We start from the raw sequence: 10,481 nt of genomic DNA on the forward strand, positions 1-10,481 counted from the left end.
CTGGTCACGCCTTCTCGTCTGGCTGCTTCGCGTTTGCTCGGGTCGCTGGTTGTCCACCTGATGCGGCCGGGTCGGTGGTGAGGTCGTGGTGTTCGATGGTCTTGAGGTAGCGGGTGGCTCCCTCGACGCTGAGGCCGAACAGGTCGCACAGGCGGCGTACGTCGCCGCCAGTGGCGTGGATCTCGTGCAGGATCCGGTCCTCGCGCAGCGCTTGGGGGCGCACGGCACAGTGCACCCAGGGGAAGGAGCGACCTGCGGGGGTCAGGCGTGGTGCGGTGCGCCTGTTGACGAGCAGGTGGGGATTGGCGCTGGCCGGCCATGCGGCGGTGCGGTAGTCGAGCCATGCGGTGAGTCTTGTTCGCACGGGTGCAGCCAGGGGGATGTCGCGGCCAGCGATGCGAAGTCGGCCGTCGACGATGTCGGTCAGCTGCAGTTCGCGCACTTGTTTGGCGGTCAGGGCGTGGAACGCGATCAGGGCGACTGCCAGCGCCACTGCGGGATTGGGGTCGTTGAGCTCGGCGCGGATCAGGGCTGTGTTCAGCGGCAGCGGGATGTTGGTGGCGATTCGGGCAGTGTCGAGGCCGCGCATGGGGTTGGTGAACACGAGCCGGCGTCCCTTGAGGATCTTGAACAGCGACTTCAGCCCGTTCTCGGCGAAGTGGCGCAGGGTCCCGGCTGGCAGTGTCTGCAGGGCGGCGCGGATGTCGTTCTGGGTGATCTCGGCGAACGATTGGTGCCCGGCCTCGACCCAGGCCTGGACCACGGGTGCCAGGCCACGGATATGCAGTTCGACAGTGGCTGGGTCTCGTGGGATCTGGCGGGGCGACTGTCGCGAGCCGCCGATCATGATCTGCAGCCACAGGCGCAGGTGCTGTTCCATCAGGGGTGGGAGCCCTGCGCTGGCGATGAACGTGGCGGTGAAGTATTTCTCGACCCGGGTTGGGACGTCCTCAATGAGCAGGCCCGCTTCGGCCAGGACATCGGTGGTCGAGGTGATCGTGCCGTCGTAGCGGCGCAGTGCCACGATGTCGCTGGCGCGGATCTTCGCGGTCGGGGTGGAACGCACGGTCTGAAGCATCCGCAGGGTTTGCATCACGGCGTTGCGTTGCCTGGTACTCCAGCCGTAACGGTGGGCGTGGTCCGCGACAAGCGCGGCGCAGTAGCGGGTCAGTTCGCTGTCCTCGAGCAGAATCCTGCGGCGCAGGGCCTCAGGGTCGGGGGCCATGTCGAACAGGAGCAGTTGCTCCGCGGCGTTCTCGTCGAAGGTGGTGTCCTGGCTGTACGGCAGCTGGTTCTTGTTCTTCGTCGACCACCGGCCGTGCCAGGTGACTCGGTCGGGCATTGGGCTGGCGCGCCGCTTGACCATCATGTTCGCGAAGAACAGTTGCTGGCCGTGCTGGTTGGCGCCAGCGACGTCGGGGGCGCGGCCGGGCTCTTGGTGGAGTCGCGCGTTCTCCAGACACAGGCGGCAGGCTCCGGTGTCGCTGATGCGGGTGGCGCGGCCGCAGTGGATGCAGGTGCCTTCGGGGTAATGAGATGCCCACCATCTGCACGACCAGCAGGTCCAGTTGTACTGGGGGCGCACGCCCCAGGCCAGGCAACCTTTGCAGGAGCCGACGTGCTCGCTGCTGCGTGGGTGGCACCGGCTACACAGACCCTGGCTGAAGTACTCGATGGTGCTACCGCAGCGCGTGCAGGGTGGGGCGTCGAAGGGGCCGCCGGGCAGGCACGCGTAGCAGAAGTCGACGCGGGGGTTGGTCCACGCGACACGGTTGATCTGACAGCGGTTGCACTTGGGCGGCACCCGCAACGGTGCGCCCGGTCCCGGTGCCGGCATGAGGTCTCGCCCTGTCCTGCTCGTTGCCTGACTCGATCTGGCCGCTACGTCTACAGCGGCGGGGTCGAGCGGGGCGCGCCCAGCCGGGGCCGTACCGCGGGTGCGCCTGGATCTGCGCCGCTGGTGGGTCCGGCGTGCTCGCCGTTGGCGGCCTCGGTGGCACGGGGGCGACGGGCCGCGACCTTGTCTGGTTCAGGGCTCATCAGGTCGTTCATCGTGCACTCCAGCACCGAGCACAGCACGTCGAGGTCATCCAGGCGCATGGTGATCGGGGTACCGGCCCACCACGAGGACATCTTCCCCGCGGAGATCTCAAGCCCGGCACGGGCGAGCATTCGTCGCAGTTCGGCGGACTTCCAGATCCCGCGTTCGGCGGCACGTAGCCGCAGGTTCCACTGCATTTGCTTCCTCTCTTCCCTCGGTTCTTCGGTGGATCGCTCGTCGCGGTCACGGTGCGGCGGGGCCGGGCAGGCGTCGCTGACTGAAGCGATCTTCGAGCCGTTCGTTGGCCTGGCCCCAGGCACGTTCGATGTGGTCGCTGCGGACATGGATGTAGCCCGAGGTCGTTGCCAGCCACAGATGGCCCAGGAGTTCCTGGATGGCTTTGAGGTCCATCCCGGCCTCGTACAGCGACGACGCACAGTAGTGACGCAGCACGTGCGGGGTCATCCGTCCCGACCACGCCGGAAGCCATTGATCAACCTGGCTGTTCAGTGTGCGGCGGAGCACATCGGCGCGTGCGCGACCGCAGCGGCCAAGGTCATGGTCGAGCCGCTCACAGGGCAGCATCGGTGCGTCGGGGTCAGCCCAGTCGGAGCCGTACTGCGGGCGCACCTCGGCCAGCCACCACTCGATCAGCCGGTCGGCTCCGTTGATCGCTGGAACCAGACGAGGCTTGGGCCCGCGGCCACGGCTGCCCTTACCGAAGCGGACATGCAGCTTGCCGAACCCGCCCAGGTCGGGCCGCCAGTCGCGGATGTCGAGCATGACGGACTCGGTGATCCGCAGCCCAAGGCGACGCCACAACGAGGCCGCGAAGTAGTCCCGAGCCGCAGGCAGGTACTTGCGCGCGTGCGGCACGGACTCGCGCCAGCCGGTGAACAGCGTGTCGATCTCCGCATCCGACGGCGGCACCCGCACGTTGCCCAACGACGCACCAGATTGCCGGTTGTACTCATCAATCGGCTGCTCGACCTGGACTCCGGTCGCGCGCCGGATGTCGCCGGCATAGCGGTCGATGACGAACTCGTAGAAGACCGACAGCGTGCCCGCCTTGCCAGCACGCGTGGACACACTGCGGCCCAGTCGCCGCTGCTCAGCCAGGAACCGGTCGGCGTGCTGCGGCGTCACTTCCCACAGCGGACCGGTCATCGACCGGGCGAACTCGATCACGATCGCCCTGCTGTTACGGATATGCCCGTCACTGAGACCAGCAGCCACCATCGCCAGCGCGTACTGGTCGACCAGCTCCTGCTCAAAGTCCTCAACGTCTTGCACCGTCGCCAGATCGCAGGCTGCCACGCCACCCGGCACCACGCGCAGGCTCATCAGCAACCAAGCTCAAGTAAACCGACCATACATCGACAATATACCAACACTGTCAGGAAAGCCGACCGATGATCAATAAAGATCAGGCAACCGGGGAACCCGCACCACCTGCACGAACGCCGTTCGTGTCCTCCCGCCCACGAAACGAACCTTCCTGCATAGAGACAGCCACCTGACGGGCCGGCAGTGGTGAAGAAGATCATCCTGGTCGTGACCGTGCTGCTGTTCCTGATCCCGTTCGCCGGGGCGATGGCCGTCGCAGCCGTCTTCACTCAGGCCCCACCGCCCGTCTCGTGTGACGTCGTCGGCGACCCGGTCGGCGGGTGCTGCACCACCGGCACTCCGCCCGGCGGTCCGGCGCGGCTCCCGCTGGTCGGCGCCTTCGTGGTGACCAGCAACTTCGGCATGCGCGTCAACCCGGGCCCGATCTACGGCGGCCACCGGATGCTGCACGCGGGCATCGACCTGGCCGAGACGCCCACCCCCACCACGGTCGTCGCCGCGATGGCCGGCACCGTCACGAAGGTCTTCACCGACAGTATTGGGACCCACATTGTTCGCGTGGACGTCGGCGGCGGCGTGGTGATGGAGTACCTGCACCTGGCCGCCTTCGCGACAGGCCTGCGAGCCGGGGCGACTGTCTGGGCAGGGCGTCCCCTCGGACGAGAAGGGCAGAGCGGGAACGCGACCGGCCCGCACCTGCACTTCCAGATCGACGTCGCCGGGCACCCGACCGACCCCCGACCCTGGATGGCCGCCCGCGGCGTGACCATCCCCCCGCTGGGCGGGTCCGGGACCGCACCGCCCGCCCAGCCGGCGCCGCCGGTGACCACACCACCGACACGACCATTCCGCCTGAACCCCGTGCTGCCAGGGCAACTCGTCGCGCCGACACCGGTAGGCGGGGACTTCCCCCTGCCGCCGCCAGGGACACCCCGCCAGAACAGCCTGCACAGCCCGGCGCTGTCGATCCCTACACGCATCAAGGCCGACTACATCGCCGCCGGCCACGAATATGGGATCCCCTGGACTCTGCTGGCCGGGATCGGGATGGAGGAGACCGGCCAGGGCCGCAACACGGGGACCTCCAGCGCCGGCGCCGTCGGGCTGATGCAGTTCCTACCCACCACGTTCGCCCGGTACGGGGTCGACGGAGACGGCGACGGGCACATCAATATCCGTGACGACGCGGACAGCGTGTTCACCGCCGCCCACTACCTGGTGGCCTCCGGCGCCAAGGACGGCACGTCGGGGGTCGTGCAGGCGATCCTGGCCTACAACCACGCGACCTGGTACGTGAACGACGTCCTGTACTACGCCCAGGCCTACGGCGGCGGGACCATCACCGACTGCCCCACACCGATCCCAGTAGGCCCTTATGGGCGGGCTGCGGTCGCCGCGGCACGCTCCTGGCTGGGCCTGCCCTACATTTACGGCGGCGGTAACCAGTTCGGGCCCACCAGGGGCGGATTCGACTGCTCCGGACTGGTCATGGCCGTGGTCTACCGGGCGACCGGCGACCGGCTTCTGCTGCCGCACAGCTCCGCGGCCGACCACTCCACTGGCCGGCTGAGGACCGTGGCCACCGGGTCCGGGACCGGGCCCTTGGACGTCAGCAAACTGGCGCCTGGGGACGTCATCGTGTTCAACGTCCCCACCGACCCGACGCCCTGGGGACATGTCGGGATCTACGTCGGCGGCGGGCAGATCATCCACGCGCCCCGACCGGGGACCGTGGTCCGGATCGAACCCCTGGCCGCGATGGGGTACCCGTGGGAAGCGCGCCGCCAGTTGGCCACGTACACCAAAAGTGTTGCCGCGCGGAGGTGATCGCCGCCGCTCGCGGAGACCAGGCGCACGCAGCGGCTACTGGCCAGAGCCCGCGGAGGCTTCGGGGTCGGTGTCCGCCCAGGCGCGGCCGTCGCTCCTTGGTAGGCACACATGCATCGGTAGGCAGGGAAGGCGGCGGGGTGATGAAGCGGACACGGTACGTCGATCCTCGACCCACGACCTGGGAGATCCCGGCCGGGACCCTCGTCGGCGTCGTGCTGGTGTGGGCCCTCGGGATCCAGCTGGGCCGGGCCGTGGCGAACCTCCTGGCCGGCGGCGGCGCAACCTTCCCGACGCGGGTTCACCTGTTCGACAGCCTGCCCGGCGTGCTGTCCGGGAATGCCGCGGCGGGACTGTCCGGTTCGGCGGCGGCGATCGCTGGCCCGGGCCTGCTGCGGGTCTGCCTGGTGATCGTCGAGCTCGTCCTCACGACCCTGATGGTCGGTGCCGCCGTGTGGGGCTGGCGCCGGTGGGGTCCCGGCCGGGTCCGGGGCGTCGCCAGCCGAGCCGATGCCGAACGGCTGCTGGGCAGGACGCGACTACGCAAGAACGCCACCATGATCCGCCCCGACCTACACGACCACACGACGGCCATCACCGCAAAGGGTAAGCGCCGATGAGAACGGCCAGGTTCGACGCGTACCAGTACGGGTGGCGGCTCGGCACAGCGCACGATCCCCGGGGCGGGCAGCTGTGGGTGCCGTGGGACCGGACCACCGGGGTCATCGGCCCGCAAGGCAGCGGGAAGACCCTGGACCTGCTCAGCCCGGCCCTGCTCGGCGCACCCGGTGCGGCCCTGGTGACCCTGACCAAACCGGACGACCTGTTGGTGACGTTCACCGCCCGGTCGGCCAGTGGCCGGCCCTGCGCGGTGCTCGACCCATTCGGCCTGCTGCCCGGCCTACCGGAGCTGGTGGTCGACCCGATCGCAGGCTGCGTGAACCCGCTGATCGCCGAACGCCGCGCCAAGGCGTTCACCGCGGGGACCATCAAGGGCGCGATCACCGGCGGCACCGGAGACGACTCCGCCCGGTTCTACGCCGCGGAGGCCACCAAGGTCATCAAGGCCTACTTCCACGCGGCCGCCCTGACCGGCCGCACCCTGCAGGACGTGCTGAAATGGGTCGCCAACCCCAAAGCCACCACCCTGCCCGCGGAGATCCTGCGACAACACTCACACGCCGCACCGTTCTGGTCCGGGCTGCTGCACGGAGCACTCAACGGGGACGACCGCACCGCGGGCAACACGATCACCACGGTCCAGCAGGCCATGGAGCTCTTCTTCCAGGAAGACATCCGCCGCCGCTGCGTCCCCGGGCCGGGCCGGCCTGCCACCGATATCGGCGACATCCTCCGCCGGCGGGGCACGATCTACCTGCTCGGCCGCGAAGACCCGTACGCGTCGGCGTCACCGCTGATGACCGCGGTCGCCGAGCTGGTGCTGGACACCGCGCTGGACCAGGCCCACCACAGCCAGTGGGGCCGCCTCTGCCCGCCGCTGCTGGCGTGCCTGGACGAGCTGCCGTCCACGGCGCCGTTGCCGACGTTGCGGACCCGGATGGCCAACGAGCGGGCCCTGGGCCTGGCCTTTATCTACGCCGCGCAGACCTGGGAACAGCTCGTCGCAATCTTCGGGGAACACGAAGCACGGTCCCTGTTCGGGCTGACCAACGTCCTGGTCATGTTCGGTGGCAGCAAGGACGGCGCATTCAACCAGGAGATCTCCGACCTGCTCGGCACCGTGCGGATCGCCCGAACCAGCTGGCAGTCCGGCCAGTCCGGCGGCCGAACCACATCGGGGGAGGACGTACCCATCCTGGCCGCCCAAGAAATCCGGGAGATGAGCGAACGCCACGCCCTGGTCGTCGCGGAGAACGGCAAACCCATCATCGCGAAATTGACGCGCGCCATCGACGGACGTAAGGGACAGGGTCTGTTGGCCGACAAGAACACCTTGCAAGAGCGGCTCGCCCACAGCGCACCGATGCTGCAGACTCCGCAGGCTGCCCGGGCGGCGGCCCTGGTCGAGGCCCGCACCCGCGGCCTGACACCCGAGGATGAGACCGCGAACCGATGACCACCACACCAGGCCCGGTGACCACCACGATTCCGGCGATGGTGGCGCCCTTCCCGACCGTTGGCCCGCACCTGCGCCTGGCGTACCGGGAGCTGAACATCGCCGAGAACGGCACCGCCGAACAGATCGACGCGCTCGGGATCCCGGTCCACCGGCTGCCGCGACCGTGGGACCCCGCCACCTGCCTGGACCCCGAGCTGCGCGCGGAGGTCTGGGAGTGGCTCGACCGGGTCGTGGCCTGGCTGAACCGGGACTACACCTGGGACGTCGCCGCGATGATCCCCGCGTGCTGGCCCGAGCACCCGCACCTGATCCACGAGATCGCGGCCGTCGCCGACCAACGCCGCCGCGCCGGCAACGCCCTGTCCAGCAACCCGTTAGAGGAATGGCACCGCTACTGCCTACCCGCATTCGTCGACCGGATGCGCGGCCGATGCAAGGACCACTGCGAGGACGAACACACCGGGTGGCCCGGACGCAGCCGGCACAACTACTACCTCAGCGACGAGGCCGCGACCCGCCGACGCCGTCGGTACGCCGACGACCTCGAGGCAGCTCAGACAGGCTGGCGGCGCGAGCAGGAGGTCAGCGATCGGTCCCGCCTGGCCCTGGTCGACCTCGACAGCGGCGACATCATCGACGAGTAGCTGCTCGCGACGATAGGCGGCGCGAACCACTCCCGTCGGCCCCGGTAGAACGATATATTCTCATTGCGAGGATCGGGGCCAACGTCGGCGGTAGGTTTGGGCAACTGCTCCCGCGTCTTTCGCGGAAAGACCTGAGCTGGCTGTCTGCGGCTCAGTGCGTGACATAGTCTCGTCGACGGCTGGACGGCTGCCCTGGGGAGTCTCAGAGATCACGAGTTCGGCGTCGAGGGTCGCAAGATTCTTCCTACGTTCCGATGGAGTTGCTGATTCCGTCACGGCGTGCATTGTGGCCTGCCAGCACCCGAAGGGTCACTGGTTGTCTTTGAAGAATGCGGCGCCCTTCCTCGGGCTCCTTGTTGAGACTTTGGGTATTATTACGTTCATGGCCAGACCGTCGCTATGGTCAACGCCCGGTCCCCGCAAATGCAGAGGTTTTTCGCCCGTTTTCTTTGTAACCTTCCCGTTCGTAGCGAAGAGTGGCGCTATATCTTTAGAGAATAGATCCTCGACCTCGTCTAAAGCCGCAACATGGTCAGCTTTGGGGTGATCGCTCGCTGTCTTCTGAAATTGACGCCAGCGATCTTTCCAGGTGGGGTGTGAGGGTGCATGGAAGGACGGATTGACCGTCTCAATCAGGGCGCAAGTTCTGAGGAAAATATCAATGGCCATGAAGTCGAACTCATAGACCTCTGATCCTGAAATCCTTTGCAATGCGAATTCATCGGCCTCGAGCTCTCTGGACCTAGATAATTCCAGATCCAGACTTCTACCGTCAGCGTGGCCGAGATAGACATGCCCCAATTCATGAAGCAGGACAAATACTTGCATAGAAAAGGAAAGCAGGTAGTAGTGCGCAACTTCAACATCTTCGGGCCTACCTTTCCAGCGAGCATATGTATTTCGAGCCGATTCGTATGCTACGTTGTCGTCGAAAGCGATCCACTGAACTGCATCTCGTAGCAGCATCTGCGCGGAAGACCGACTTACCGAGGCATCGCATTTCCCTTCCCAGAACATGAAGCAGGCTCGTGAAATGAAGCGTGTCCATTGCAGGCACGCCTCGTCGAATGTGATCATCGGACCGAGGATTGAGTCAATGGAAGTTGCAGCGTTGAGTTGCTGTACGTGCTGGACTATACAGGGAATGTTACCTAGGCGCTTGCGTTCCCGACGCGAACACCGGGCCAGCGCCATTCCGAGCAACTGCATAGCCATCGAATCATCATGTATGTCTTGCCCTGTCTCATTTACCTTCCGGATGTGGCGCATCTTCCAATTTGACGCTCGTGTCTGTTGCTGTATCGCAGCTAGTTGACTCTCGCTAAGAGGCGCTCCTTTGCTCGACGTCCAGAACCTTGAGTCGCGATATCGTGATGCGATTGAGCGCCTTCTGTCCAGGTCCTTACGGCGTGTCATCACTGCGATCTCTCAATTCGCCCACCTTATCCAGCAGAGATCTGACTTCGCCTTCGTCGAATCCAGACATATTGACTTCAGTGCCATCCGGCAATTTCACTTTCGTACGCTTCTTAGCATTTCGACGGTAGAACGCGAAAAGGATTCCGTGTAGAGCTAGGAGTGCTGCATCACCGCCCGACAAGAGCAAGTGGTAAACGTTCTCTCCGAATCCCGAGCTGTGCTCGATGCGAATGTTCGGCTGGTTAAGTGCCTCTTTGCCGAGAGCGTTGCTCGGAATGGCGATGCGAATGTCATCGCCATCGAAATCGAGCCGAATCATAAGTTGACTGCTGGTCATAAATTGGAGCGTACTCTCTCGTGTGTACGAGGCGGCGCTTTCCCCAAAAGTGCCGCCGCCTTCGGCCTCAGGGCTTGTTCAGGGGCGCGGCTCGATGTGGTGGGGTGACAGCCGGATCCTCGGCTGACGGGAGCCAGGCCGGCGTAGGCGGCCAGGTGTCCCGGTGTGGGGAATGCGGCTCCGCTGTCGACCTCGAGGAGGATGCGGGCTCAGGTCCTGACTCCGATGCCGGACATTGAGCCAGCTGCGTCATGGTGGTGGGGAGCCGGTATGACGTTGCCCGCCTCGGCCGGCCACATCAGATGATGTGTCGATCCGAGCTGCAGGTTGAGCGGGCAGCTTCACCTGTTGATTCCTCGCCTCACGACTCCAGGGGGTCATCGGCGTAGCTGTCGGCTCGTCCGCAGACGGTTACCGGGGAGGCGTGGTAGACGGTATCTGGCATGAGGCGGGTGTGCGGGTGTGACGGCCCTCTGGAGTTGCACTGTCGATCTGCGTTCGCGGGCTCGACCTGCCGGTGGTGGGGTAGTCGAGGTGGGGGACCAGCCGAGTTTGAAGCTCGCGGGCGGGTCGATTGCCCAGTGGTGCGTCGGAGATCGCGGCAATGGCGGTGGCGTGCACGTCGTGGCCCTGGTCATGAATCTCCTGCAGCATCTGCGCTAACCCGGATCTTGCATAGGTCTGGCGTGTGAGGTGGGTGTCGGCGTCTGCCGTCTTGCTGGTGCTCATTTTGGCGTGAGGGTGTGACAGGGGGCCGCGATGTCGCTCGTGGTGGGCGTCGGCTTC

Annotated in this window: 9 protein-coding genes and 1 pseudogene; 4 read left to right on the forward strand and 6 right to left on the reverse strand. The window is 66.2% G+C overall.

Going from position 1 to position 10,481, the window contains the following annotated elements:
• Positions 1–4: 4 nt before the first annotated feature.
• From FGL98_RS22310 to FGL98_RS22320, 3 genes are read right to left on the reverse strand one after another with little or no spacing between them, the layout of a single operon-like run.
• Positions 5–1,837: a hypothetical protein gene (locus FGL98_RS22310; RefSeq protein ID WP_246136698.1), complete on the reverse strand. Its 1,833-nt coding sequence runs from the start codon at positions 1,835–1,837 to the stop codon at positions 5–7.
• A gap of 50 nt (positions 1,838–1,887) precedes the next feature.
• The gene (locus FGL98_RS22315; protein ID WP_146320666.1) at positions 1,888–2,238 is read right to left on the reverse strand and encodes a helix-turn-helix domain-containing protein; all 351 of its coding nucleotides are present in this window, start codon (positions 2,236–2,238) and stop codon (positions 1,888–1,890) included.
• Positions 2,239–2,284: 46 nt separating this feature from the next.
• Positions 2,285–3,385, reverse strand: coding sequence for a tyrosine-type recombinase/integrase (locus tag FGL98_RS22320; RefSeq protein ID WP_146320668.1), 1,101 nt, complete (start codon positions 3,383–3,385; stop codon positions 2,285–2,287).
• Positions 3,386–3,574: 189 nt separating this feature from the next.
• Between FGL98_RS22320 and FGL98_RS22325 the strand changes: the two genes are divergently transcribed.
• From FGL98_RS22325 to FGL98_RS22340, 4 genes are all read left to right on the forward strand, one after another.
• Positions 3,575–5,215 (forward strand): peptidoglycan DD-metalloendopeptidase family protein, encoded by a 1,641-nt coding sequence (locus FGL98_RS22325; protein ID WP_146320670.1) that lies wholly within the window; start codon positions 3,575–3,577, stop codon positions 5,213–5,215.
• A gap of 143 nt (positions 5,216–5,358) precedes the next feature.
• Positions 5,359–5,835 carry a hypothetical protein gene (locus tag FGL98_RS22330; RefSeq protein WP_146320672.1) on the forward strand — a complete coding sequence of 159 codons (477 nt, stop codon included), beginning with the start codon at positions 5,359–5,361 and terminating at the stop codon, positions 5,833–5,835.
• A complete protein-coding gene (locus tag FGL98_RS22335; protein ID WP_146320674.1) occupies positions 5,832–7,292 on the forward strand; it encodes a type IV secretory system conjugative DNA transfer family protein in 1,461 nt (486 codons plus the stop codon). The genes FGL98_RS22330 and FGL98_RS22335 overlap by 4 nt, the downstream gene beginning before the upstream one ends.
• Complete coding sequence (locus tag FGL98_RS22340) at positions 7,289–7,939, forward strand: hypothetical protein (RefSeq protein ID WP_146320676.1); 651 nt, start codon at positions 7,289–7,291, stop codon at positions 7,937–7,939. Before FGL98_RS22335 ends, FGL98_RS22340 begins: the two co-directional genes overlap by 4 nt.
• Positions 7,940–8,248: 309 nt before the next feature.
• Here the strand turns inward: FGL98_RS22340 and FGL98_RS22345 are convergent, their stop codons facing one another.
• From FGL98_RS22345 to FGL98_RS22355, 3 genes and pseudogenes are all read right to left on the reverse strand, one after another.
• The gene (locus FGL98_RS22345) at positions 8,249–9,154 is read right to left on the reverse strand and encodes a hypothetical protein (protein ID WP_146320678.1); all 906 of its coding nucleotides are present in this window, start codon (positions 9,152–9,154) and stop codon (positions 8,249–8,251) included.
• Positions 9,155–9,341: 187 nt separating this feature from the next.
• The gene (locus FGL98_RS22350) at positions 9,342–9,695 is read right to left on the reverse strand and encodes a hypothetical protein (protein ID WP_146320680.1); all 354 of its coding nucleotides are present in this window, start codon (positions 9,693–9,695) and stop codon (positions 9,342–9,344) included.
• Positions 9,696–9,787: 92 nt separating this feature from the next.
• Positions 9,788–9,934: pseudogene (locus FGL98_RS22355) on the reverse strand (transposase); the annotation flags it as partial.
• Between the last annotated feature and the right edge of the window lie 547 nt (positions 9,935–10,481).

It is taken from the genome of Leekyejoonella antrihumi, assembly GCF_007845645.1.
Taxonomy (GTDB): domain Bacteria; phylum Actinomycetota; class Actinomycetes; order Actinomycetales; family Dermatophilaceae; genus Leekyejoonella; species Leekyejoonella antrihumi.

Excerpts from the sequence above, each read along its gene's own strand:
- FGL98_RS22310 (WP_246136698.1), bottom strand. The coding sequence starts at position 1,837 with ATGCCGGCACCGGGACCGGGCGCACCGTTGCGGGTGCCGCCCAAGTGC.
- FGL98_RS22315 (WP_146320666.1), bottom strand. The coding sequence starts at position 2,238 with ATGCAGTGGAACCTGCGGCTACGTGCCGCCGAACGCGGGATCTGGAAG.
- FGL98_RS22320 (WP_146320668.1), bottom strand. The coding sequence starts at position 3,385 with ATGAGCCTGCGCGTGGTGCCGGGTGGCGTGGCAGCCTGCGATCTGGCG.
- FGL98_RS22330 (WP_146320672.1), top strand. The coding sequence starts at position 5,359 with ATGAAGCGGACACGGTACGTCGATCCTCGACCCACGACCTGGGAGATC.
- FGL98_RS22335 (WP_146320674.1), top strand. The coding sequence starts at position 5,832 with ATGAGAACGGCCAGGTTCGACGCGTACCAGTACGGGTGGCGGCTCGGC.
- FGL98_RS22340 (WP_146320676.1), top strand. The coding sequence starts at position 7,289 with ATGACCACCACACCAGGCCCGGTGACCACCACGATTCCGGCGATGGTG.
- FGL98_RS22345 (WP_146320678.1), bottom strand. The coding sequence starts at position 9,154 with ATGGCTATGCAGTTGCTCGGAATGGCGCTGGCCCGGTGTTCGCGTCGG.
- FGL98_RS22350 (WP_146320680.1), bottom strand. The coding sequence starts at position 9,695 with ATGACCAGCAGTCAACTTATGATTCGGCTCGATTTCGATGGCGATGAC.